This is a genomic window from Flavobacterium aquariorum, assembly GCF_003254745.1.
Lineage (GTDB): Bacteria > Bacteroidota > Bacteroidia > Flavobacteriales > Flavobacteriaceae > Flavobacterium > Flavobacterium aquariorum.
Map to the genome: position 1 here is coordinate 376,142 of NZ_QKXH01000001.1, position 24,482 is coordinate 400,623.

Consider the following 24,482-nt stretch of genomic DNA (forward strand, 5'->3'; position numbering starts at 1 on the left):
CACTTAGTTTTTAACTAAAATACGTACTTAGCTCAACGTTAAAAAAATATTTTTCCTTCAATACTCCTAAAACGACATTTATTTCCACAAAAAAGCCCCAGAAGGGCTTAATAAATTCAAAGTTCAAATCTAAAACTACTTATACATACTTATGCTCCATAATCTCCGATTTCATTTTGTTGATCTGCTGCAATCCTATTTTCTTCCCAACCGTTTTTATCAAAGTCTCTCTCTTCAAACTCGAAATCACTCGGGTTACCTGTTCTTCGGTAGTACCGGCAAAATCGGCTATCTCTTTTCTGGACAAATCAAGATTAATCAAATCATTTGTTTGACCAAATTTTCTATGGATATATAATAAAGTATCAATCACGCGTTCTCTCACATTCATGTGGGCAATTTTCCTGATGTTGTTCTCGCTCTTGTTCAATTCCTCAGCATAAAAAAGCATCATATCATAAGTGAATTCGGGAACGTTTTTAAGAATGTCCAGCATTACTTCGTTGTTAAAATTACACAAAACCGTATCCTCCAGAGCATAAGCGCCTATCAAATACCGATTGCTTGTACCAAAACCCCTAAAACCAACCGTGTCTCCATTCGTGGTAAACCGAACAATTTGTTCCCTGCCGTTAATACCCGTTTTCACCGTTTTCACCTTTCCTTTTTGCACAAAATAAAGCCCCTGAATGGGCGCGCCCTCTATAATGAACTGCTGTGTCTTCTTGCAGGTAAAACTGTGTTTCTTCTCTATATAACTTTGCATGTTGGGCAAATGAATATGCTTTTTGATAAAACAATTTTCATTACTACAACTGTTGCAAATAGCTTGATTCTCTTTCATCTGTAGTTAATTATTGTTTATTTTTTAAGTGTTTGAGACATCCAAAACCAATATTTTAATCATCTTTAGGGCGTGACCCCATTGAGCAAAGGGGCTTACTTATTGTACCGCTTATACAGCCCCTTTACTAAACGTGGTCGGGCTATCCGGGCTACTTCGGTAGCTTCCTTCTATCCCTCACGCAGCGGTAAACGAGATATTTAATTCAATGAACAAATCTTGGTTAAATGACAAAATCAGTAAAAATTATACTGTAACTGTCTTTATTTGAAGTAAATGTATAGGTTTTTCGCAATAAATGGTAATTGATTCAAGCCGACAAGTCAGGTCATCAGCTCAAAAAAAGAGTCGTTTTTTATTCATTTTATATAAATGGACCCGAAAAAACGATGTCAATTATCATTTCATCTACTTAGAGCCAGTGCTATTTTGATATTCGCAATTCTTTATAAATAAGTAAAAATACGTAGTTTTCTATTGTTTGTAGTTTTTTACTTAAACAAAAATCCCAATCCAAAGGGTTTGGATTGGGATTTTACAATAATATGATCCTATTTGATTCTTAAATTTTTGAAATTAAATCACCATCGTCAACTGAATACGTTTCCTATCCTCATCCACCTCCACAACTTTAACGGTAACATGTTGATGCAATTTTACCACTTCATTAACATCGCTCACAAAACCAGCTTTGAGTTGGGAAATATGAACCAATCCACTTTCTTTCACTCCTATATCTACAAAACAGCCAAAATTGGTAATGTTGTTGACAATTCCAGGCAGAATCATGCCGGTTCTGACATCTTTAATAGTTTTTACATTCGGGTCAAATTCAAAAACAGTAGCCGCTTTTCTAGGGTCCAATCCCGGTTTTTCAAGCTCTTTAATAATATCTTTTAGGGTCAAAACCCCAATATCTGGAGTAATGTAATTTTCCGGTTTTATTAAAGCTGTTTTTTCTTTGTTGGCAATCAAATCATTTACCGTTATTTTCAAATCTTTGGCCATCTTTTCAACAATAGCATATGCTTCGGGATGTACCGCCGAATTGTCCAAAGGATTCTTCGCATTCGAAATTCGGATAAAGGCAACTCCTTGTTGGTATGCTTTGTCGCCCAAACGAGGCACTTTTTTGAGTTGTTTTCTATCTGTAAAAGGTCCGTTTTCAGAACGATATGCTACAATGTTTTCGGCCAGCTTCTCTCCTATTCCACTTACGTAACCCAGTAAATGTTTACTGGCTGTGTTGATGTTTATTCCGACCGAGTTCACGCAACGAATTACGGTATTATCTAATTCTTCTTTGAGTTTATTTTGATCGACATCGTGTTGGTATTGTCCAACTCCAATCGCTTTGGGGTCAATTTTTACCAATTCCGCCAATGGATCAGACAATCTGCGCCCGATTGAAACCGATCCTCGAACCGTCACATCAAAATTAGGGAACTCATCCCTCGCAATCTTCGAAGCCGAATACACTGAAGCCCCAGCCTCCGAAACGATGAATACTTGAACCGGTTTGTCAAAAGCAATTTTCTTGATGAAAAATTCCGTTTCTCTCGAAGCTGTTCCGTTTCCTATTGATATCGCATCAATATTATATGCATTGACCATCGATTTTATCTTCTTCATCGCCATTGCAGTTTCATTCTGAGGTGCGTGCGGATAAATGGTTTCGTTGTATAATAAATCCCCTTTTTCGTCCAAACAAACAATTTTGCAACCCGAACGAAATCCAGGATCTATAGCCAAAATTCTTTTTTCACCCAATGGTGGCGCCAATAACAACTGCCCTAAATTATTCGCAAATACCTGAATCGAATTGGCATCGGCTTTGGCCTTGGCTTCCTGTAAAGCTTCATTCGAAATCGCAGGATTCAGCAAACGCTTATAACTATCCTCTATCGCCAGCTGAATATGTGGCGTGGTGCTGTTATCTCCTTTTATGACCAATTCATCAATGATATCATAAGCGTCATCCAGTTCCACATCCACTTTAAACTTGATAAAGCCTTCGTTTTCGGCACGCATTATGGCCAACAAACGATGTGATGGCGCTTTGGTCAACGGCTCCGACCAATCAAAATACTGATTGAATTTGTGGGCGCCTTCTTCCTCTTTTTTGGACTTAACCACCTTGGTGGTGATTGTCGCTTTACGCTCAAACAATCGTCTGAGTTGTTTTCTAACGTAGATATTTTCATTAATCCATTCAGCAATAATATCTCTTGCGCCTTGCAAAGCTGCTTCCTCATTAATCACGTTATCATTCAAGTATTGCGTCGCCAAGAAATCAACGTCGTCCTTGCTTTGCGCCATAATTATCTTAGCCAAAGGTTCCAATCCATTCTCTCTAGCTACATCGGCTTTGGTTCTTTTTTTCTTTTTATATGGTAGATAAAAATCTTCCAATTCCTGTAAATCGAAACTTTGCTGAATTTTTTTATCCAATTCTGGTGTTAAGGCATTTTGTTCCTGAATGGATTTTAAAATCGTTTCTTTCCGTTTTATTATAGCTTCGTACTCCTTTTGAAATTTAGCAATTTGCTCAATAAAAACTTCATCTAGATTTCCCGTTTTGTCTTTTCGATATCGCGAAATAAACGGAATTGTGCAGTCTTCCTGCAGTAATTGAACGGTATTTTGAATGTTGATGGCAGCCGTAGCAACGTGCTTTGAAATGAATTGTAAGTTGGTCATTGTGAATTTCTGTTTAAAAAGGAATTTTTTTTCTTTAAAAAAAGAGATGCTAAAATACTATCTTTAAATTTTAATTGAACTCCATTTATGATTTTATTATATACTTTTTTAGCCGTTAATTTAATCGCTTTTCTATTAATACGCTACGACAAAAAATTAGCTCAGAATAATAAAAGAAGAATATCCGAACAAACACTTTTGCTCTGGGTAGCCTTTGGCGGAACCATCGGATCATCGCTCGCTATGTCGGTTTTTAGACACAAAACAGCGAAAAGAAGTTATTTATTGAAATTTTTTGGAATTGTTTCTTTTCAGATTATAATCATTATCACATTGTTTTATTTTGATTTTATATCATTATAAAACAAAAAAAGCCCAGTTTTTAACTGAGCTTATACTAAATACTTGGTGCGAAGCACCGCGAATTTTTTTTATTGACAAGCGATTTTATTCACTCTGTTTTGGTGTCTTCCTCCTTCAAATTCAGTAGATAAGAACGTTTCAACAATTTCTACAGCTTGTGGAATAGAAGTAAATCGTGCTGGAATACTAACAATATTGGCATCATTATGTAATCTTGTCAAAACTGCAATTTCCTTGGTCCAACATAAACCTGCACGAATTTTGGCATGTTTATTAACTGTCATGGCAATTCCGTTTCCGCTTCCGCAAATAACAATTCCAAAATCAGCTCTTCCTTCACTTACATCTTCGGCAACCGGATGTGCAAAATCTGGATAATCAACACTTGCTTCAGTATCTGTACCATAATTGGTAACTTCATATCCTTTTGCTTCAAGCATGGCAACTATAGCTTTTTTATAATCTGGTCCTGCGTGGTCATTCCCTATCGAAATTTTCATTTTTTTTGTATTAGTTTTTGAACTGCAAATTTAACCAAAGTATTTTATATAAATGCAAAAAGTGTTGTTCACTTCTATATTGCGTATCAAAGAAAAATCAATAGAAAATCATATTTACTAAAAACCTCACAACTGTCTGATTATTAGAAAATTTTAAGTTTATTAACATTTTAATTAATTCATAATAGTCTGCAAATCAATAAACAGAATAAAATTTAAATGTTAATTTTTTGTATTGTTAATAGTAAAACACAACTGCTTGATATTCAGGTAACCTTAAATTAACATAAAATGTTTATAACTTTAGATAGAATTTTAGAAGTTTTTTTAGTTTGTAAACAAAAAATAAGTAATCCAAAACCTATATTTAAAAACCAAATAAAGTTTGATGATTTTTTAGAAAAGTTATCAATACTTAAAATTGATTTTTCAACAAGAAAACAAAATTCACTTATTTACAATTTATATATTTTTTTAATTGTTAACAGTTGTTAACTAATCTAAAAAATATATTAAAAGACAGTAATTTAAATCAAAATAACTATGTTAATAAGTCAATATAAAAACCTAAAACTTCATTCCAATACATTTTTTTAGAAATTTATAGTAACTATTAACAAGCTATAATAACCATAAATAATTAATTTAAATTTAAATTTTCTTTTTGTTGTATTTAATATATGTTGACAACTTTGAAATTTGAAAACAAAAAAAGTTGAGTAATTAGTGAATAGTTTTTAGTGATTAGCTAATTGTTTAGTTATAGATAATTTTTAGACAAAGGAAAAAAGCTAATTACTCTTTACTAGTTACTAGGTGTTGAATTCTTTTAAACGATAGAAAGTTTGGAATTCAAATTGTCCAGTATTTCTTGAACTTGTTCAAAATCGTTTGGGTGCACTTTTAGTTGGATGCCTCCGTAGGCAAAGCTTGCCAACGGATCAATGGAGACGATGTGTTCGTTTTCGAAAAAATAATGAATTTCTTCCTGATCCAGAATATGTCTAAGTACCACAATTTCATGTGGATAATTAAATATTGCAATCGTTTTAAAGTCTTTCATTTTATTTTTTTTATAAAAGTAATAAAGTTATTATTAGTTTAAAACTCTAGGTAGAATAAGGAATAGTGAATACAATTTTGTAATTTTAGACTTTTAAGAAAAGATACATGAGTAAAAGATTAAGAAAGCCGATAAAGAAAGAGAAAGATTTCTCAGATAAAATTATAAAAATATTATCGCAAAGTGCCAATAAAGCCTTTAATTATAAGCAAATAGGAGCAAAGTTAGAACTAGATGACACTCAAAGTCGCAATCAAATCATAAAAGATTTAAAGATTTTGGCTGCTTCCAAGAAAATTATAGAATCCGAACCTGGTAAATATTTAATTAAAGCCGCCAGCAAAGAGTATTACGAAGGAACAATCGATATGACCGGTCGTAAAACCGCTTATTTTATTTGTCCGGAATTTGAAGAAGATGTTTTTATTCCCTCCAATAATTTAAATCACGCACTCGATAAAGATACCGTGAAAGTATATGTTTACAACAAAAGAAGCGGTCGTAGAGCAGAAGGTGAAGTAATTGAAGTAATTGAAAGATATAAAACCGACTTTGTTGGAGTTATTGACATCCAAAAGAATTTCTCTTTTGTGTCAACTGCCAATCCAAAAATGTACACCGATATTTTTATTCCAAAAGATAAAATTGGTGAAGCGGAGCAAGGAGATGTAGTTTTGGTTCATATCGAAGATTGGCCATCCAGAGCCGACAGCCCTTTTGGAAAAGTGGTAAAAGTTCTTGGAAAACCTGGGGAGCACGATACTGAAATTCACGCCATTTTAGCCGAATATGGTTTACCTGCAGAGTTTCCTATAGAAGTGGAAACCTTTGCCCAGAAAATAGATACTTCAATTCAAGCCAATGAAATAGCCAGACGTCGTGATATGCGCGATACGTTGACTTTTACTATTGATCCAAAAGATGCCAAAGATTTTGATGATGCATTGTCTTTCAAAAAGTTAGAAAATGGAAACTACGAGATTGGAGTTCACATTGCTGATGTTTCCTATTATCTGGAAGAAGGTACCATTTTAGACGATGAAGCGTATCAAAGAGCTACATCTGTTTATTTGGTGGATAGGGTAGTGCCAATGTTGCCAGAAGTACTTTCTAATTTTGCCTGTTCATTACGTCCTCAAGAAGAAAAATATACATTCTCTGCTATTTTTGAAATCACCGAAAAAAGTCAAGTGGTCAACCAATGGTTTGGTCGTACCGTAATATTCTCGGATCAGCGTTTCTCTTATGAAGAAGCACAATACATTATAGAGACCAAAGACAATGCGATCCCGGTCGATATTTCGATAACTGGAAGTTCCTATGTTGTTTCGGATGAAATCGTGGCAGCAACTCTTAAAATGGATCAACTGGCTAAAATATTGAGAAGAAACAGAATGAACGAAGGAGCAATTTCTTTTGATAAAGTAGAAGTAAAATTCAATTTAGATCAAGAAGGAGAACCGGAAGGCGTTTATTTTAAAATTTCAAAAGATGCCAATCATTTGATCGAAGAATTCATGCTTTTAGCCAACAGAAAAGTTGCTGAATTCATTGGAAAACAAAAGAAAACTTTTATTTATCGTATTCATGATGAACCTAACGAAGATAAATTAATTGCAATGCAAACTGTGATTGCAAAATTTGGATACAAAATAGATTTTAGAAATAAAGGTGACATTTCAAAATCATTAAATAATTTATTAGCGGACGTTGTAGGTAAAAAAGAGCAAAATTTAATTGATACTTTGACTATCCGTTCCATGAGTAAAGCCAAATATTCTACGGATAACATTGGTCATTACGGATTGGCTTTTGATTATTATTCACATTTTACCTCTCCTATTCGTCGCTATCCAGATGTTATGGTACATCGTTTGTTGCAGTATTATTTAGATGGTGGAAAATCGGTTGATGAAGAAACTTATGAAACCAAATGTTTGCATTCTTCAACGATGGAAGGTTTAGCAACTAATGCCGAAAGGGATTCCATAAAATACATGCAGGTAAAATACATGCAAAATCATCAAGATCAAGAATTCTTGGGTGTTATTTCTGGTGTCACGGAATGGGGTATCTATGTGGAAATTATAGAAAATAAGTGTGAAGGAATGGTTAGAACCCGTGACATAAAAGAAGATTATTATACATTTGATGAAAAACAATATGCCTTAATTGGTGCTAATTCTAATCGATTATTGCAATTGGGTGATGAGATTTATGTTAAGGTTAAAAATGCCGATCTGGTTAAAAAACAATTGGATTTTAATTTTATAAGAAGAAATGAATAATGTTATTTTAAGATAGAGATATTAACAATTAAATTTTATTAAAATGAAAAGAATTATTTTAGTATTTTTTGTATTTCTGACACAATTAAATTTTGCGCAAACAACCATTGAACTTAAGGATTTTGATGACGTAAAAGTGTTTGATAAATTAAGTGTTACTTTAATTGCTTCCAATGAAACTAAGGCCGTAATTACTGGACCTGAACAAAGCAAAGTAGAAGTTGTTAATAAAAATGGACTTTTGAAAATAAGAATGCCACTAACAAAATTGATGAATGGAGATGAAGCAAAAGTGACATTATATTTCAAAAAAATTCAAAGTATTGATGCCAATGAGGGTAGTTCTGTTACTTGTGCTGATATTTTTAAGCAAACAAGTTTAGATTTAGGAACTCAAGAAGGTGCTAAGATTACAGTTGCATTAGATGTGGATAAAACAACTATTAAAGCCTTTTCAGGAGGAATTGTTACGGTAACAGGTAAAGCGGTCACTCAGTCGGTTTCTGTTAATTCTGGTGGTATCTTTAACGGTAAAGAGTTAGAAACTTCGCAAACAACTATAAGCATATCTGCTGGTGGAAGCGGCGATGTAAATGCAACTACTCTTGTTGATGCCAAAGTAAAAGCAGGAGGGACTATTTTTATTTATGGTAGTCCAAAAGAAATAAAACAAGAAACTCTTATGGGTGGAAGTATTATTCAGAAATAATTTTTAATTTTTTAAAGTCATTTTTTAATGATAAACGATATTTTAACCGGTATTCCTTGGGGAGTTTTATTGAGTTTTATGATTGGCCCTGTATTTTTTATTTTACTTGAGACAAGTATAATTAAAGGATTTAGAGCTGCTTTAGTTTTTGATTTAGGCGTTGTTTTGGGAGATGTTTTTTTTATAACAATTGCTTATTTAGGTAGTTATAGATTGATTCAAAGTTTAAATGATAATTCTTCCTTGTTTATTTTTGGTGGTTTTATAATGATGGCTTATGGATTTGTTTCTTTCTTAGGAACTAAAAAAGAAAAGAAAGTAAATACGAAAACAATTGACAATGAGATTATAAAAAAGAATTATCTAGGTCTTTTTTTTAAAGGTTTTTTTTTGAACATCATTAACATTGGTGTACTTGGTTTTTGGTTAGCTGTTATTATTTCAGTTGGACCAAAATTAGAAATGGAAACCTCAAGGGTACTTACATTTTTCATCTCGGTAATTATAACTTATTTAAGTATTGATTGCATCAAAATAGCATTAGCTAAGCAATTGAAACACAAAATGACTCCAACAAATATTTACAAAATAAAAAGAGGGATTAGTGTTGTTCTAATGATTTTTGGACTGGTTTTAATTTTTCAAGGCTGGTTTCCGGAAGAAAAGCAAATGGTAAAAAATGCCTTTGAAAAAATAGACAAGTAAATTTTCTATAAGATTAAAAAAAAGGAACTATTATTTAGTTCCTTTTTTTTGTTTCTTTTTTTTTGTGAATTATATAGATTTGAAGATTGTATTTACTTCATTTTTAGAAAAAATTAGATAAAAAAAACCTCTAAATTGCTTTAGAGGTTTTAAGCATCGTCTGGATTCGAACTATATCTTTATCTAATTTTTTCTAAAAATTAAACATAAAAAAAACCTCTAAATTGCTTTAGAAGTTTTAAGTATCGTCTGGATTCGAACTATATCTTTATCTAATTTTTTCTAAAAATTAAACATAAAAAAAAACTCTAAATTGCTTTAGAAGTTTTAAGTATCTTCTGGATTCGAACTATATCTTTATCTAATTTTTTCTAAAAATTAAACATAAAAAAAACCTCTAAATTACTTTAGAAGTTTTAAGTATCGTCTGGATTCGAACTATATCTTTATCTAATTTTTTCTAAAAATTAAACATAAAAAAAAACCTCTAAATTACTTTAGAGGTTTTAGAGGCATCGTCCGGATTCGAACCGGAGTAGGAGCTTTTGCAGAGCCCAGCCTAGCCGCTCGGCCACGACGCCATTCTTGAATGGATGGCAAAAGTAACTTAAAATTTTAAAGTTTAAAAGTTTAAAGTTAACTTTTTTCTATTTTTATACTAATTGTTATAATTTGAAATAACGCTCTTCTTCCATTTCTATGGTAACCGCTTCTACATCACCACCAATAGGAGGATTTATTTTGGAAACACCTACTTTTATTTTTGAAACGGTTTCCAGTTCTGCCAAGGCTCTATCTATAATTCTTTTAGCTACATGCTCCAATAAATTAGAACGAATTGCCATTTCTTCGACTACAATACGATTTAAATGAACATAATCGACAGTATCTTTCAAGTTATCGGACTCAGAAGAATGCTTCAAATTGGTTTTTATTTCCAAATCTACACTGTAATCAGAGCCTATTTTTCCTTCTTCTATCAAACAGCCGTGGTATGAAAAAGTGCGTATGTTTTTTAATCTTATTGTTCCCATTTTTTTATTTTTTCAGTAATTAATTCATGTTTAAAAGCGTAATGATTTTAAACTTTAATAGTTATAATAACATTCCTTTTCATCGATTTTCACATCTTGAATAACCTCATTTTTTATTCCAAAACATTAAGTATTTATACAAATGTATTAAAAATTGACAACTGTTTTTTCTTTAAAGTCTATTATCTTATTGTCTATTATCTGTCATCTATTTTTTATCTTTGCTAAAATTTTTAAAAATGGCATCAGAAGAGAAATCACTTCATTTTATTGAACAAATCATAGAAGACAGTTTAGCAAACGGTTTTCCACAAGATAAATTACGTTTTCGTTTTCCACCAGAACCTAATGGATATTTGCACATTGGCCATGCCAAATCAATTTGTCTTAATTTTGGTTTAGGTTTAAAATACAATGCGCCTGTAAATTTGCGTTTTGATGATACCAATCCGGCCAAAGAAGAGCAGGAATATGTTGATGCTATCAAAGAAGATTTAAAATGGTTAGGTTTCAATTGGTCTGAAGAATTGTATTCATCTGATTATTTCCAACAATTATATGAGTGGGCTGTTGCAATGATTAAAAACGGTAAAGCCTATGTTGATAGTCAATCTTCTGAAGACATGGCAATTCAAAAAGGAACTCCTACTCAGCCTGGAGTTGATGGACCTTATAGAAATCGTTCTATTGAAGAAAATTTAACTTTTTTTGAAGGAATGAAAAATGGTGATTTCCCTGAAGGAAGTCATGTTTTGAGAGCAAAAATTGATATGGCTTCAACCAATATGCTGATGCGTGATCCATTGATGTACAGAATATTGCACCGTCATCATCATCGTACTGGAAATGAATGGAATATTTATCCAATGTATGATTTTGCCCATGGTGAAAGCGATTATATAGAACAAATTTCGCACTCAATTTGTACTTTAGAATTTGTGATGCACCGAGAATTATACGACTGGTTTTTGGATCAAATTTATGACGAAAATAAAGTTCGTCCACATCAATATGAGTTTGCCCGCTTGAACTTGAATTATACCGTAATGAGTAAGCGTAAGCTCTTGCAATTAGTGCAGGAAAATATTGTAAATGGTTGGGATGATCCTAGAATGCCTACTATTTCCGGATTAAGAAGACGTGGTTATACTGCAGCTGCTATCCGTAAATTCTGTGAGGTAATTGGCGTTGCCAAACGTGAAAATATTATTGATGTGTCACTTTTGGATTTCTGTTTACGTGAAGATTTGAACAAAACTGCTCCAAGAGTTATGGCCGTTTTAGATCCTGTTAAAGTAGTTATCACCAATTATCCAGAAGGAGTAGAGGAGTGGCTTGAAGCAGAAAATAATCAGGAAGATGAATCGGCGGGGTATAGAAAAGTTCCTTTTTCCCGTGAATTATATATAGAAAGAGATGATTTCCTAGAAGTGGCTCCCGCTAAGTTTTTCCGTTTGAGTATTGGAAATGAAGTACGTCTAAAAAATGGTTATATAATTAAAGGAGAAAGTGTTATAAAAGATTCTAATGGTTTTATTACTGAGATTCAAGTTACCTATGATACTGATTCTCTAAGCGGAAGTGGGAGTGAGGCTAGTAAACGTAAAGTTGCCGGAACTTTGCATTGGGTTTCTATTTCTCATGCTGTTGAAGCCGAAATTCGTTTGTACGACCGTTTGTTTATTGACGAAGCTCCAGACAGTCATAAAGAGAAAAGTTTCTTGGAATTTATGAATGCTGAATCGTTACAAATCGTTAAAGGTTTTGTGGAACCAAGTTTATCAGGTGCTAAAATTGGTGACCATTTTCAGTTTCAACGTTTGGGTTATTTTGTTGTTGATAAGGATGCAACTGACTCAAAATTAGTATTTAACAAAACAGTTGGGCTTAAAGATGCTTGGGAAGAGAAGGACAAGAAAGAAGCTAATCTTTTGATGAATACTCAAAAAGAAATCAATAAATATGTAAAAGAAAAAGACGAAAAGAATGCTTCTTTACTTTTAAACACCATTGTTGAAAACATCAAATCAATTGATAATTTTAGTTTACTTTGTCAAACATTGGTTAAAAATGTGAAGAATGACAACAATTCTTTATTGTTTGCCAATTTACTTTTGCATTTTTCTGTTAAAGTGAAAGCAAATGATATTGATTTGGAGATTGTACATAAATTATATACTATGTCTTTGAAAAGTCAATTGGCAACAGTACGTATTTTTGTATTATTAAATCTAAAAAGAGATTTAGTTAATAATTCTGTTTTCGAAGCCCAAATTACAGAATTAAGAAATACTGAAAAAAATGAAAAAGTATTAGAAGTACTTAATTCAATTTAAAATTAACATATAGTTTTTATCAATTAAAAGTGCTTTTTATAAAGCACTTTTTTATTATATAAAAATTTTATTAATTTTTAATTTATTATAAATATTAATTATAAAAACTAACCTCCATAAATTAAATTTAAGAGCGTTTTATATTTTAGCTAAGTTAATTTATATTTTTAAATTTTTTATTCTTTAGAAGTGGTTATTTCAAATTTTAGCTAAAAAAGCTCTTTTTTATTCATCAAGTCTTTTTTTATATTATAATTTTTTATGATTAAAATTTTATAATAATAATTATTAATTATTATTTGTTTTAGATATTAAAATATTTATTTCAATAGTTATTATTGATTAAAATTAACTTTTATATCTTCTTTTTAAAACATTTTTATTTATTTTATATGTGAATATATCATTTTTATTTTTTAGTTCAAATAAGCGCTATATTTTGAGTTTTTGACCAATATTTACCACTTTAACGGCTTGTTAACATTAGTTTGTTGATAAAGTTGTATTTTTATAAGTAGTAACTTCTAAATTCATTTAATATGTCAAATAATACTGGAAATACAATTGTAGCTATTTTGGTTGGTGCAGCTATAGGCGCAGGAGTTGGAATTTTGTTTGCACCAGATAAAGGATCCAAGACTAGAGAAAAACTTAAAGATGGTTTTGATGATGCAAAACACAATCTTCAGGATAAATTTCATGATGTATCCGAAAAGTTGGTTGGAAGAGCAAAGGATTTAATAAGTAAAGAGGATATAGATGGTAATTATCAAAATATAGTTTCTTCATTAAGTCATAAGACTGAGGATGTTATTTCTTTTTTAGAAAATAAATTAGCAGAACTTAAATTAAAAAATGCTAAATTTCAGAAATAAAATCCAGCATCTATGGCTTTTGATAAAATAAAAGAAAACACGGATAATATTCAGGAACAAGCTCAAGTTTATTTTGAAAAGTCGGCTTCATATTATAAACTTTGGGGATTCAAGGTTGCAATGAAATCTACCACAATGATTTTGAAGTTTACTTTGATTTTATTGTGTTTTAGCATGGTCATGTTATTTGGATCATTAGCAGCAGCTCTTGCTATTGGGACTTATTTTGGAAGTTATGCCATAGGGTTTCTTATTGTTGGAGGGTTTTATTTAGTAATTACTTTCCTTTTATTTTTAGTTAAAGAAAAAGTTATTGAAGGACCAATTTTGGAAAAATTTTCGGAAATCTTTTTTAACGATTAATTATGGAGGCAAAAAAATATTCATCATATGCATCAATTGATCGTGATCTTGAAATCTTAAAATTGGAAAAAGAGATCAGTTATCAAAAATTGGTATTAAGTGTTCAGAAGGCTAGAGATCAAATAACTCCAGAAAATATAGTTAGTGGTTTTTTGGAACCATATAAAGAAGCGATTCCAAATCAATTTCTTTCAATTATTAAAGCAGCAATTCCATATATTATAAGTTATTTTATAAATAGAAAAAGAGGCGATTAGGCCTCTTTTTTATTTTAAGATCTATTCATCTTATTCAGTTTCTGTGGGATTTGAAGTATCTGAAGGATTATAGTCAACAGCAGTTGTGTCTGGTTTTTTAATTCTCTTTGGCTGTTTTTTCATTTGTTCACCAATAATATTCGATGCTGTAAAACTGGTGACCATACTGTTTAGCATATCGCTTGCGGCTTGAGGAGAATTTGGCAACAATATCAAGTTTGAATTTGTGTCAGCACCAATAGCTTGTAAAGTATCATAATGTTGGGTAATTACAATTAAGGCTGATGCTTCCTGTGAATTGATTCCAACATTGTTTAAAACTTCGACACTTTCTACCAATCCTCGGGCTATTTCTCTGCGTTGATCGGCAATACCTTGACCTTGTAGTTTTTTACTTTCTGCTTCGGCTTTGGCTTTGGCTACAATTCTGATTCTTTGTGCTTCAGATTCGAACATGGCGGCTGTTTTTTCTCTGTCGGCAGCATTAATTCTGTTCATTGCATTTTTCACTTGAATATCTGGATCTATATCGGTGACTAATGTGTTGATAATATCATAACCATAAGTCATCATAGCTTCGTTCAATTCGCGTTTTACACCTATTGCAATATCATCTTTTCTTTCGAATACATCATCTAAAATCAGCTTAGGAACTTCGGCACGAACAACATCAAATACATAAGCCGTAATCTGATCGTGGGGATATTCCAGTTTGTAAAATGCTTCATAAACATGATCTTGAATTACTTTAAACTGTACAGAGACCTTCATTTTGATGAAAACGTTGTCTTTGGTTTTTGTTTCAATCAAAACATCCAATTGTTGTATTCTTAAATTCACACGACCGGCAATTCTGTCTATCAACGGAATTTTGAATTGTAATCCTGAATTTCGTACGCTCAGGAATTTTCCAAAACGTTCTATGATTATACTCGTTTGTTGTTTTACGGTAAAAAACGAGGAAAGAAAAATAATCAATCCGAAGACGATTATAAAAATAAAGGTTATGTTCATGGTTAATGTTTTTAAGTTTGTTTATGTTATACGTAGGAATATCTTTAAAGTTACAAAAACAAAAAAGCTCCCAATTATTTGAGAGCTTTTTACTTTATAAAGTAATTATTGCAGTTTGTAATCTTGAAATAGTTTCTTGTTTTCCTATGACTTCCACAATATCAAATAGGTGAGGACCTTTGAGCGCTCCAACAAGACTCAATCGAAACGGTTGCATTACTTTCCCCATTCCAATTTCATTGTTGGTCATCCAATCTTTTACTATAGTTTCAATATTTTGCGAAGTGAAATCAGTTATTTCTTCTATAACTGATATTAATTCTTGCATTAAAGCCGGAGTTTCAGCTTTCCAATTTTTGCTTGCTTTTTCGTCATAGCTTGTTGGGGCGATAAAAAAGAAATCACTCATTTCCCAAAACTCTGAAACAAAGTGTGCTCTATCTTTGATTAATGAAACAATTTTTGTCATTTCGATTAAAGAATAATATCTGTTTAGGTTCTTTAATTCGATATTTTTGGAGAATTCTTCTGCTAAAACAACATTATCTTTTTTGATTAGATACTGATGATTGAACCATTTGTTTTTTTCTGGGTCAAACTTAGCTCCCGATTTGTGTACTCTTTTTAAATCAAAAGCTTCTGTTAGTTCTTCCAAAGTAAAAAGCTCTTTATCAGTGCCGTCATTCCAACCCAATAAAGCTAAAAAGTTTATCACTGTTTCAGGGAAAAAACCTTTCTCTCTGTATCCAGATGAAACACCTTCTGAAGTTTTCCATTCCAATGGAAATACAGGGAATCCCATTTTATCTCCGTCACGTTTGGATAATTTACCGTTACCAATTGGTTTTAATATCAATGGTAAATGTGCGAATTGTGGTGCGTCCCAACCAAATGCACGGTATAACATAACATGTAACGGCATTGAGGGCAACCATTCTTCTCCACGAATAACATGTGAGGTTTCCATCAAATGGTCATCAACAATGTTAGCCAAATGATAAGTTGGCATTCCATCGCTTTTGAATAGTACCTTATCATCCAAAAGTCCGGTTTCAAATTTTACGTCTCCGCGAATGATGTCCTGTAAATGCAAAGTTTCATTAACGGGTGTTTTAAAACGGATTACATAGTCTTCGTTATTGGCAATTCTTTTGGCAGTTTCTTCTTTAGAAATAACCAAAGAAGTATCTAATTTTTCACGATTATGATGGTTGTAAATGAATGTTTTACCGTCTGCTTCGTGTTGTTTTCTATGAGCATCTAATGCTTCGGCAGTGTCAAATGCATAATAAGCATTACCCGATTCGATTAATAAATCAGCATATTGTTTGTAAAGGTGTTTTCTTTCGCTTTGTCTGTATGGTCCAAATTTTTCATTTTTCCCAACAGTTTCTTCCGGTGCGATTCCTAACCATTCCAAGGCTTCTAAAATATATTCTTCTGCTCCTGGTACAAATCTATTTTGGTCAGTATCTTCTATTCTCAAATAGAAAGTTCCTCCATTTTTTTTTGCAAATAAATAATTAAATAAAGCGGTACGTACTCCGCCAATATGTAAAGGTCCTGTTGGACTTGGTGCAAAACGCACACGAACTGGTTTAGACATTATTGTAAATTTTTTGCAAATATACAATTTCAATTTGTCCTTTTGGTAACTGTAATTTGTGTTTCTTCAACACTTTAATATTATGTTTTATTTACCTTTTAGTAAGCATTAAAATTATTACTTTTATTGGTTATTAAATTAATACGGTAATTTTGGAAAAGTCATATTCGATACATCAAAAGTTAGAAGCTTTTATAAAGAAGTATTATACAAATGAATTAATTCGAGGCATTATATTTTTCGTTGGCCTTGGATTAATCTATTTCCTTTTTACACTCTTTATTGAGTATTTCCTTTGGTTAAAACCTAAGGGTAGAATATTCTTGTTTTGGTTTTTTATTGCAGTTGAATTATTTTTATTACTTCGTTTTATATTGTTTCCAATCTTTAAAATTTTAAAATTTAAAAAGGGAATTGATTATAATCAGGCTTCAATTATTATTGGAAGTCATTTTTCGGAGGTAAACGATACATTGACTAATTATTTGCAGCTTTCAAAATCTGATGTTTCTGTTTATAATTCAGAATTATTATTGGCTTCCATCGAACAAAAAGCAAACTCTTTGCGTCCAATTCCTTTTGGAAAAGCGATTGATTTTAGTACCAATAGGAAATATTTGCCTTTAGCTATTTTACCAATTCTTTTTTTACTTTTCTTTTTTCTGTCAGGTAACAGTCGTATTATTTCTCAAAGTTTGAATAGGGTAGTGCATTTCAACTCGACATTTTCTCCACCAGCTCCTTTTATATTCACAGTTTTAAATTCGAATTTAGTTACTGAACAAGGCAAAGATTTTGTTTTGCACATTAAATCTGATGGAGCTGTAGTTCCCGAAAATGTTATGATTTTTATAGGAGATGAAAGCTATTATCTTGAAACCATTCATCCTGGGGAATTTCAATTTAAAATTGCCAAACCAATAGCTAATGTTTCTTTTCATTTGGAAGCAAATTCTGTTGTTTCATCAGACTATGAATTGAAAGTGATTGCGGTTCCAACCATTTCAAATTTTGAGATGAAGTTTGTTTATCCTGCTTATTTGAATTTGAAAAGCACTATCGTAAAAGGAACAGGTAATGGCATTATTCCCGAAGGAACTCAAGTTACTTGGGTAATGAATACTAATGCGACCCAAAATGTGGTTTGGAAAAATGATTTACAGGCTTTTCCATTTGCTAAGAGTGATAATGCGTTTAATTTGACTAAGAATATTGTTCAAAATACAGAATATCAAATTATTACGTCAAATAATGAAGTAAAAAACTTTGAAAAATTGAATTATCAGCTAAATGTTGTTAAAGATCAGTTTCCAACTATCAATATTGCTAAAGCTCCAGATAGTTTGAGTGTTGAAAGTTCTTATTTTGTGGGTCAAGTAGGAGATGATTATGGGTTATCTAAGTTGCAAATAGTGTACTATGAATCTGGAAAAACTCTTAATGCCAAACGTGGAACAATTGCTGTTAAGCAAGATACTTTTGACCAAATTGTTTTCAACTTTCCTAGTAATCTTGTTGTTGAAAAAGGGGTTAACTATGATTTTTACTTCGAGGTTTTTGATAATGATGCGATTCATCATTTTAAAAGTACTCGTTCAACTGTTTTTTCAAGTCGAATTTTGTCTGATGAAGAAAAGCAAAATAATACTCTTCAGGAACAAAACAATGCTATAAACAGTTTGCAAAAAACATTATCGAAGCAAGACAAACAGTTTTCTGAAATGGAGAAGTTACAACAAACTAATAAAGAAAAAGAAGGTTTAGATTTTAATGATCGTCAGAAGATTAATGATTTTATCAAGCAGCAGCAACAACAAAATGAGTTGATGAAACAGTTTTCTAATAAGATGAAGGATAATTTAGATAAGTCAAATCCTCAACAGAAAGGTGAAACCAAAGAATTATTGCAAAAGCGTTTGGATAATACCGGGAAGGAATTGGATAAAAATAAGAAATTATTAGATGAACTCAACGAATTAAATAATAAAATTAAGGATGAAGATTTTGTTCAGAAGTTAGAAAAATTTAAAGAAAACAGTAAAAGCCAAAATAAGAATTTAGCACAATTAGTGGAGCTAACAAAACGTTATTATGTCGAGAAAAAGGCCGAGCAATTGGCTGATAAACTAGATAAATTATCTCAAAAAGAAGATAAATTATCTGAAAGTGAAAAAGAGAATTCTGCTCAAGAGCAAAAGAAATTAACGGATGAGTTTGAAAAAATTCAAGAAGAATTGAAACAGTTGGACAAAGACAATGAAGATTTAAAAGCTCCTATGGATATTCCTTCTGATTCTGATAAGGAAAAAAGCATTAAAGATGATCTCAATAAAGCTAATTCTGAATTGCAAAATAACAATAAATCAAAGGCAAAACCGAGTCAAAAAAGTGCTTCCAAAAAGATGAAAGAAATGTCAAAAGCTATGGAGTTGGCAATGGAAGAATCTAGTAAAGACCAGATAGAAGAGGATGTTAAGATGTTGCGTCAGATATTAGATAATCTATTGGCTTATTCTTTTTCACAGGAAGATGTGATGAACCAATTCAAAGCAACTAAGTTGGGTTCTCCCTCTTTTAGTAAATATATTAGAAACCAACAGAACTTAAAAACTCAATTCAAACACATAGATGATAGTTTGTTTACATTGTCTTTACGCCAGCCTAAAATAGCGGAACCTGTTACTAAAGAGGTTGCCAATGTCCAGTATAACATTGATAAATCACTAGAAAGTTTAACCGAGTCACAATTGCAAAGAGGATTATCGCAACAACAATACGCCATTTCATCTGCTAATAAACTTGCCGATTTATTGAGTGATTCGTTAAATAGTATGCAAATGCAGATGTCAGGAAGTAGTGGAGGAAAGCCAAAACCAGGTCAAGGTTCAGGGATGCAATTGCCTGATATTATAAAAAAGCAAGGTGAGTTAAGTGAGAAAATGAAGCAAGGTATGAAGCCTGGTAATAAACCCGGAGAAGGAAACAAACCGGGCGACAGTCAAAATAAAGGTTCACAATCAGGAAAAGGTCAAGGACAGAATGGCGAGTCTGATGGTGATGGAGAAGGTGATGCTAAAGCTACTATGGATATTTACAAAGAGCAAAAACAGTTACGTGAAGCATTACAAGAAGAGTTAAACAAAAAGGGTTTAGGCAATAGTGGGCAAAATGCTTTGGAACAAATGAAACAGTTAGAAAAGCAATTATTGAACAAAGGTTTTAATAATGAAACGCTTCAAAGAACCAACAATATTAAACAGGAACTTTTAAAATTAGATACTGCTATTCGTTTACAAGGCGAAGATCCAAAGCGTCAATCTGAAACCAATACCAAGAATTTTACTAATACAGCAAGTCCTTTACCTAAATCACTTTCAGATTATTTGAACAGCATCGAAATATTAAATAGACAATCGTTACCTTTGCGCTCGAATTTTAATCAAAAAGTTCAAGTTTATTTTAACAACAAATGATCAATTTTAATTACGAATCCGAATTTACACTAGAGAACGAGGAAGCTATTGCGTCTTGGTTAAGCGCTGTAATAGTTTCGGAAAACAAAACAGAAGGAGAAATCAATTACATCTTTTGTGATGATGAGTACCTTCACAAGATTAATGTAGAGTATCTTAATCACGACACTTTAACAGATATTATCAGTTTTGATTACACTATGGGTAACGAAATAGGGGGTGATATTTTCGTATCGGTTGAAAGAGTTTTAGACAATTCTAAAGACTACAACACAAGTTTCGATGAAGAATTAAAACGCGTATTGGTTCATGGAGTTTTACATTACTGTGGTTACAAAGATAAATCGGAAGCCGACGAAATCTTAATGAGAAGCAAAGAAGATGAAAAATTAACAATGTTTCACGTGGAACAGTAGTTAAAAATCCATCTAAATTATATAAAAAAAGAATACGTTCCACGTGAAACATTATAAAAATTTTATATTTTTTTTAATGTGTTTCACGTGGAACATTTTTAATTTTGTTGAATCAAAAAGTTTTACGTAGATCGGTTTTAAGTTTTTATTTTTAATATGTTTCACGTGGAACATTGTTTTGAGATTTCATAATTCCTTTTCGAAGGATTAATATATAAGAAAATGTTTTTAGAAGAGTATGATGTAATTGTGGTGGGTGCAGGTCACGCAGGTTCAGAGGCCGCGGCAGCGGCAGCAAATTTGGGATCCAAAACTTTGTTGGTGACAATGAGTTTGCAGAACATTGCGCAAATGTCCTGTAATCCTGCGATGGGCGGAATTGCCAAAGGGCAAATTGTTCGTGAGATTGATGCGCTTGGTGGATACTCCGGAATTGTTTCTGACAGAACTGCAATTCAGTTCAAGATGTTGAATAAATCAAAAGGACCTGCTATGTGGTCTCCAAGAGTTCAAAGTGACCGTATGCGTTTTGCTGAAGAATGGAGAATGATGTTGGAGGGAACTCCTAATCTTGATTTTTATCAAGAAATGGTAAAAGGGTTGATAATTGAAAACGGAAAGATAAAAGGAATCAGAACTTCGTTGGGAGTAGAGATTCGTTCCAAATCTGTTGTTTTGACTAATGGTACTTTTTTGAACGGTTTGATTCATATTGGAGAAAAGCAATTCGGAGGAGGACGTGCCGGAGAAAGTGCGGCATTCGGAATAACCGAAGATTTGATTAAAGTGGGTTTTGAAGCAGGAAGAATGAAAACCGGAACTCCTCCGAGAGTGGATGGACGTTCTTTGGATTATTCTAAAATGAATGAAGAAAAAGGAGATGCCCGCCCGGATAAATTTTCATTTTCGGATTTGACTAAACCTTTGTCTATTCAAAAATCGTGTCATATGACTTACACCTCGAATGAGGTGCATAATATTTTAAGGGAAGGTTTTGATCGTTCTCCAATGTTTAACGGAAGAATAAAAAGTATCGGACCAAGATATTGTCCCTCTATAGAAGATAAGATTAATCGTTTCGCAGATAAAGAGCGTCATCAATTATTTGTTGAACCAGAAGGTTGGAATACTTGCGAAGTTTATGTAAATGGGTTTTCAACTTCTTTGCCAGAGGATATTCAATTTAAAGCATTGCGTACAGTTGTCGGTTTTGAAAATGTAAAATTCTTTCGTCCAGGTTATGCAATCGAATATGATTATTTTCCGCCAACACAATTGAAACATACGTTGGAAACTAAATTGGTGGAGGGTTTGTATTTCGCAGGACAAATTAATGGAACTACCGGATATGAAGAAGCCGCTTCCCAAGGTTTGATGGCGGGTATTAATGCGCATTTGAAAGTGCACGAACAAGCCCCATTAATTTTGAAAAGAGATGAAGCATATATTGGTGTTTTGATTGACGACTTGATTACAAAAGGAACAGAAGAACCATACCGTATGTTTACTTCGCGCGCGGAGTACAGAACTTTGTTGCGTCAGGATAATGCTGATTTTAGATTAACACCTTTGTCGTATGAAATTGGTTTGGCTTCCGAAGCTCGTTTACGACGAATGGAATTGAAATTAAACGAATCTGAAAAAATGGTGGCTTTCTTTAAGGAGACCAGTGTTTCTGTAGCGGAGACAAATCCGATTTTAGAAGCTAAAGAAACAGCGTTGATTAATCAGGGTGATAAAATGTTTAAGGTTTTTTCCAGACCACAAATTGATCTTGAAGATATGATGAAGTTTGAGAAGGTTAAGGAATATGTTGTTGAAAATAATGTTGATCAAGAAATTTTGGAACAAGCCGAGATTCAGGTTAAATATTCTGGTTATATCGAAAAGGAGAGAAATAATGCTGATAAGCTTACTCGATTGGAAGATGTGAAGATTCCGGAAAATTTTGATTACAACAAAATCAAATCGATGTCGATTGAAGCAAAACAAAAATTGAGTAAAATTCGTCCCGTGACGATTTCGCAAGCTTCAAGAATAAGTGGAGTTTCTCCAAGTGATGTTTCGGTGCTTTTGATTTACATGGGCAGATAGAGGGTTTAGAATTCAGATCGCAGAATTCAGATTGCATATTATGAATCTTAGATTAATTTTTGAATTTATTAAAATAAAAATCATTTAAAGTTTTGCTTTAAGTGATTTTTATTTAATTATATTTTTTTTAAAAAATTTGTACTGATACTATTCAGTTTTAATAAATTCTTAAATCTGCATTCTGTAATCTAAAATCTTTCTGTGTTCCACGTGAAACTACGGCTGTAAGCCTTATATTTGTTGAGTAAATTGATTTTTAAAGTTTTTGAGAATGAAAATTATTCAAACAAAGTTTTTAACTTTTGAGCAAAAACAATCTTTGTTTGATCTTTGGAACGCAGAATATCCTGAGAGAATTGGTTATAAAGAATTATCCGAATTTCAAGATTACTTAGATGGTCTTTTAAGTGTAAAACATTATTTGCTTGCAAATGATTTGAATCAAATTTTTGGCTGGGCTTTTACTTTTGTTCGAGAAGACGAAGATTGGTTTGGAATTATAATCAATTCCAAAATCCAGGGGAAAAGATTTGGAACACTTTTGCTCGATGAATTAAAAAAGAATTGCTCTGTTTTGAATGGATGGGCAACCGATCATCAAAATGATGTTAAGCGAAATAAAAAACCTTATTTGTCACCATTGGAGTTTTATACCAAGAATGGATTTATAATTGATCAAAGCATACGAATGGAAAATGATAAAATTTCCGCAGTAAAAATTAGATGGGGAAAGGATATTGCAGGCTAGTGCATTTCTTTCCAAATAAAATTAATAAAAAAAGAATTTCTTTTCAGCTTTTACAATTAGGGCTGAAATTATTTATTTAAAACACAAATGGACATTACAAACAAAAAACATTTTCTTACTGTACAAGATTTTTCCGTCTCTCAAGAGATTTTTGAACTTTTTTATGATGAAGCGTTAGATATGTTAATCACGCATCCACAACCTGGTTTGGATGTTTTAGGTAAATATTATGAAAGCGCTGATTATATTTCTCATACCGACTCGAAAAGATCCATATTTGAAAAGGCATATCATTTTGTAAAAAATATTGCATTAAAAAATAAATTGAATTTAATCAATTCATATCAACCTTCTAAAGGTTTGATTTTGGATATTGGTGCCGGAACTGGAGATTTTTTATCTGTTGCTCAAAATGATGGTTGGAAAACGGTAGGAGTGGAGCCGAGCGATAAAGCCAAAGCTATTGCCAAAAGCAAAGGGGTTTCTTTTGTTGAGAATACCTCCGAATTGGAAAGCCATACTTTTGATGTGATTTCGATGTGGCACGTTTTGGAACACGTTCCAAATTTGGAGGAACAAATTAAAGAATTAAAACGATTGTTGAAACCGAGTGGAACTTTGATTGTTGCCGTTCCAAATTTCAAATCTTTCGATGCAAAACATTATGGGAATTTTTGGGCTGCGTATGATGTGCCAATCCATTTTTGGCATTTCTCGAAAACTGCCATTCAAAAGTTGTTTGCTAAAGAAAATATGAAACTTGAAAAAGTGCTTCCGATGAAATTTGATTCGTTTTATGTGAGTCTGCTTTCCGAAAAATACAAAACAGGAAAAATGAATTACATTAAAGCTTTTTTCATCGGATTGCAGTCGAATTGGAAAGCCAAACAAAAAATGGAATATTCATCGCACATTTACATCCTTAAAAACAACTAAAACTTATTTTAAGCGATTTTAAGGCGTTTATTTTGGCTTTAATAGGGATTTAGGTCGAATATTTTAATTAATTCCTCTAAAAGCTTCTGTAAAATCTAATTTTTATAGTAGTTTTTTATCGTTTTTAAATTTTTAATAATTTTAATTTATACTAATAA

Annotated in this window: 20 protein-coding genes and 1 tRNA gene; 13 read left to right on the top strand and 8 right to left on the bottom strand. The window is 32.1% G+C overall.

The window, feature by feature from the left end; all coding sequences use genetic code 11:
• Positions 1-139: 139 nt before the first annotated feature.
• Together DOS84_RS01675 and DOS84_RS01680 are read right to left on the bottom strand one after the other, a co-directional pair.
• A complete protein-coding gene (locus DOS84_RS01675) occupies positions 140-844 on the bottom strand; it encodes a Crp/Fnr family transcriptional regulator (RefSeq protein ID WP_077374719.1) in 705 nt (234 codons plus the stop codon).
• Between the two features lie 576 nt (positions 845-1,420).
• Positions 1,421-3,544 carry a Tex family protein gene (locus tag DOS84_RS01680; RefSeq protein WP_111408366.1) on the bottom strand — a complete coding sequence of 708 codons (2,124 nt, stop codon included), beginning with the start codon at positions 3,542-3,544 and terminating at the stop codon, positions 1,421-1,423.
• Between the two features lie 87 nt (positions 3,545-3,631).
• On the opposite strand from DOS84_RS01680, the gene DOS84_RS01685 reads away from it, so the two are divergent.
• On the top strand, positions 3,632-3,907 hold the full coding sequence (locus DOS84_RS01685) for a DUF1294 domain-containing protein (protein WP_111408367.1): 276 nt from the start codon (positions 3,632-3,634) through the stop codon (positions 3,905-3,907).
• Between the two features lie 68 nt (positions 3,908-3,975).
• On the opposite strand, the gene rpiB is transcribed toward DOS84_RS01685, so the two are convergent.
• Positions 3,976-4,407 carry a ribose 5-phosphate isomerase B gene (rpiB, locus tag DOS84_RS01690; RefSeq protein WP_111408368.1) on the bottom strand — a complete coding sequence of 144 codons (432 nt, stop codon included), beginning with the start codon at positions 4,405-4,407 and terminating at the stop codon, positions 3,976-3,978.
• An 829-nt stretch (positions 4,408-5,236) separates the two neighbouring features.
• Positions 5,237-5,470, bottom strand: a complete 234-nt coding sequence (locus DOS84_RS01700) for a DUF2007 domain-containing protein (protein ID WP_111408370.1) — start codon at positions 5,468-5,470, stop codon at positions 5,237-5,239.
• Between the two features lie 107 nt (positions 5,471-5,577).
• Here DOS84_RS01700 and rnr point away from each other — a divergent pair, with 107 nt between their 5' ends.
• From rnr to DOS84_RS01715, 3 genes are read left to right on the top strand one after another with little or no spacing between them, the layout of a single operon-like run.
• Complete coding sequence (gene rnr / locus DOS84_RS01705) at positions 5,578-7,758, top strand: ribonuclease R (RefSeq protein ID WP_111408371.1); 2,181 nt, start codon at positions 5,578-5,580, stop codon at positions 7,756-7,758.
• Between the two features lie 43 nt (positions 7,759-7,801).
• On the top strand, positions 7,802-8,467 hold the full coding sequence (locus DOS84_RS01710; protein ID WP_111408372.1) for a head GIN domain-containing protein: 666 nt from the start codon (positions 7,802-7,804) through the stop codon (positions 8,465-8,467).
• Positions 8,468-8,494: 27 nt separating this feature from the next.
• Complete coding sequence (locus DOS84_RS01715) at positions 8,495-9,172, top strand: LysE family translocator (RefSeq protein WP_111408373.1); 678 nt, start codon at positions 8,495-8,497, stop codon at positions 9,170-9,172.
• 510 nt (positions 9,173-9,682) lie between these two features.
• Here DOS84_RS01715 and DOS84_RS19035 read toward each other — a convergent pair.
• Positions 9,683-9,753, bottom strand: a tRNA-Cys gene (locus DOS84_RS19035).
• An 84-nt stretch (positions 9,754-9,837) separates the two neighbouring features.
• Positions 9,838-10,206, bottom strand: coding sequence for a dihydroneopterin aldolase (gene folB, locus DOS84_RS01720; RefSeq protein WP_111408374.1), 369 nt, complete (start codon positions 10,204-10,206; stop codon positions 9,838-9,840).
• A gap of 239 nt (positions 10,207-10,445) precedes the next feature.
• Between folB and DOS84_RS01725 the strand changes: the two genes are divergently transcribed.
• The 4 genes from DOS84_RS01725 to DOS84_RS01740 all read left to right on the top strand — a co-directional run bounded on the left by DOS84_RS01725 (position 10,446) and on the right by DOS84_RS01740 (position 14,037).
• A complete protein-coding gene (locus DOS84_RS01725) occupies positions 10,446-12,542 on the top strand; it encodes a glutamine--tRNA ligase/YqeY domain fusion protein (RefSeq protein WP_111408375.1) in 2,097 nt (698 codons plus the stop codon).
• A 539-nt stretch (positions 12,543-13,081) separates the two neighbouring features.
• A complete protein-coding gene (locus DOS84_RS01730) occupies positions 13,082-13,417 on the top strand; it encodes a YtxH domain-containing protein (protein ID WP_111408376.1) in 336 nt (111 codons plus the stop codon).
• A 12-nt stretch (positions 13,418-13,429) separates the two neighbouring features.
• The gene (locus DOS84_RS01735) at positions 13,430-13,780 is read left to right on the top strand and encodes a phage holin family protein (protein ID WP_111408377.1); all 351 of its coding nucleotides are present in this window, start codon (positions 13,430-13,432) and stop codon (positions 13,778-13,780) included.
• Positions 13,781-13,782: 2 nt separating this feature from the next.
• Entirely contained in the window at positions 13,783-14,037 is a 255-nt protein-coding gene (locus DOS84_RS01740; protein ID WP_111408378.1) for a DUF6327 family protein, read from the top strand.
• A gap of 30 nt (positions 14,038-14,067) precedes the next feature.
• On the opposite strand, the gene DOS84_RS01745 is transcribed toward DOS84_RS01740, so the two are convergent.
• Positions 14,068-15,051 (bottom strand): SPFH domain-containing protein, encoded by a 984-nt coding sequence (locus tag DOS84_RS01745; protein ID WP_111408379.1) that lies wholly within the window; start codon positions 15,049-15,051, stop codon positions 14,068-14,070.
• A gap of 94 nt (positions 15,052-15,145) precedes the next feature.
• A complete protein-coding gene (gltX, locus tag DOS84_RS01750) occupies positions 15,146-16,657 on the bottom strand; it encodes a glutamate--tRNA ligase (RefSeq protein WP_111408380.1) in 1,512 nt (503 codons plus the stop codon).
• Positions 16,658-16,809: 152 nt separating this feature from the next.
• Between gltX and DOS84_RS01755 the strand changes: the two genes are divergently transcribed.
• The 5 genes from DOS84_RS01755 to DOS84_RS01775 all read left to right on the top strand — a co-directional run bounded on the left by DOS84_RS01755 (position 16,810) and on the right by DOS84_RS01775 (position 24,324).
• Positions 16,810-20,130 carry a coiled-coil domain-containing protein gene (locus DOS84_RS01755; RefSeq protein WP_111408381.1) on the top strand — a complete coding sequence of 1,107 codons (3,321 nt, stop codon included), beginning with the start codon at positions 16,810-16,812 and terminating at the stop codon, positions 20,128-20,130.
• Positions 20,127-20,546: an rRNA maturation RNase YbeY gene (gene ybeY / locus DOS84_RS01760; protein WP_111408382.1), complete on the top strand. Its 420-nt coding sequence runs from the start codon at positions 20,127-20,129 to the stop codon at positions 20,544-20,546. Before DOS84_RS01755 ends, ybeY begins: the two co-directional genes overlap by 4 nt.
• Before the next feature lie 222 nt (positions 20,547-20,768).
• Positions 20,769-22,640 (top strand): tRNA uridine-5-carboxymethylaminomethyl(34) synthesis enzyme MnmG, encoded by a 1,872-nt coding sequence (gene mnmG / locus DOS84_RS01765; RefSeq protein WP_111408383.1) that lies wholly within the window; start codon positions 20,769-20,771, stop codon positions 22,638-22,640.
• A 271-nt stretch (positions 22,641-22,911) separates the two neighbouring features.
• Positions 22,912-23,388 carry a GNAT family N-acetyltransferase gene (locus tag DOS84_RS01770; protein ID WP_111408384.1) on the top strand — a complete coding sequence of 159 codons (477 nt, stop codon included), beginning with the start codon at positions 22,912-22,914 and terminating at the stop codon, positions 23,386-23,388.
• Between the two features lie 87 nt (positions 23,389-23,475).
• Positions 23,476-24,324 (top strand): class I SAM-dependent methyltransferase, encoded by an 849-nt coding sequence (locus DOS84_RS01775; protein WP_111408385.1) that lies wholly within the window; start codon positions 23,476-23,478, stop codon positions 24,322-24,324.
• The last annotated feature ends 158 nt before the right edge of the window (positions 24,325-24,482 follow it).

Coding starts and splice junctions, on each gene's coding strand:
- DOS84_RS01680 (WP_111408366.1), bottom strand. CDS start 3,544: ATGACCAACTTACAATTCATTTCAAAGCACGTTGCTACGGCTGCCATC.
- ybeY (WP_111408382.1), top strand. CDS start 20,127: ATGATCAATTTTAATTACGAATCCGAATTTACACTAGAGAACGAGGAA.
- DOS84_RS01675 (WP_077374719.1), bottom strand. CDS start 844: ATGAAAGAGAATCAAGCTATTTGCAACAGTTGTAGTAATGAAAATTGT.
- rpiB (WP_111408368.1), bottom strand. CDS start 4,407: ATGAAAATTTCGATAGGGAATGACCACGCAGGACCAGATTATAAAAAA.
- DOS84_RS01745 (WP_111408379.1), bottom strand. CDS start 15,051: ATGAACATAACCTTTATTTTTATAATCGTCTTCGGATTGATTATTTTT.
- DOS84_RS01735 (WP_111408377.1), top strand. CDS start 13,430: ATGGCTTTTGATAAAATAAAAGAAAACACGGATAATATTCAGGAACAA.
- mnmG (WP_111408383.1), top strand. CDS start 20,769: ATGTTTTTAGAAGAGTATGATGTAATTGTGGTGGGTGCAGGTCACGCA.
- DOS84_RS01770 (WP_111408384.1), top strand. CDS start 22,912: ATGAAAATTATTCAAACAAAGTTTTTAACTTTTGAGCAAAAACAATCT.
- DOS84_RS01730 (WP_111408376.1), top strand. CDS start 13,082: ATGTCAAATAATACTGGAAATACAATTGTAGCTATTTTGGTTGGTGCA.
- gltX (WP_111408380.1), bottom strand. CDS start 16,657: ATGTCTAAACCAGTTCGTGTGCGTTTTGCACCAAGTCCAACAGGACCT.
- DOS84_RS01775 (WP_111408385.1), top strand. CDS start 23,476: ATGGACATTACAAACAAAAAACATTTTCTTACTGTACAAGATTTTTCC.
- folB (WP_111408374.1), bottom strand. CDS start 10,206: ATGGGAACAATAAGATTAAAAAACATACGCACTTTTTCATACCACGGC.
- DOS84_RS01725 (WP_111408375.1), top strand. CDS start 10,446: ATGGCATCAGAAGAGAAATCACTTCATTTTATTGAACAAATCATAGAA.
- rnr (WP_111408371.1), top strand. CDS start 5,578: ATGAGTAAAAGATTAAGAAAGCCGATAAAGAAAGAGAAAGATTTCTCA.
- DOS84_RS01685 (WP_111408367.1), top strand. CDS start 3,632: ATGATTTTATTATATACTTTTTTAGCCGTTAATTTAATCGCTTTTCTA.
- DOS84_RS01700 (WP_111408370.1), bottom strand. CDS start 5,470: ATGAAAGACTTTAAAACGATTGCAATATTTAATTATCCACATGAAATT.
- DOS84_RS01710 (WP_111408372.1), top strand. CDS start 7,802: ATGAAAAGAATTATTTTAGTATTTTTTGTATTTCTGACACAATTAAAT.
- DOS84_RS01740 (WP_111408378.1), top strand. CDS start 13,783: ATGGAGGCAAAAAAATATTCATCATATGCATCAATTGATCGTGATCTT.
- DOS84_RS01715 (WP_111408373.1), top strand. CDS start 8,495: ATGATAAACGATATTTTAACCGGTATTCCTTGGGGAGTTTTATTGAGT.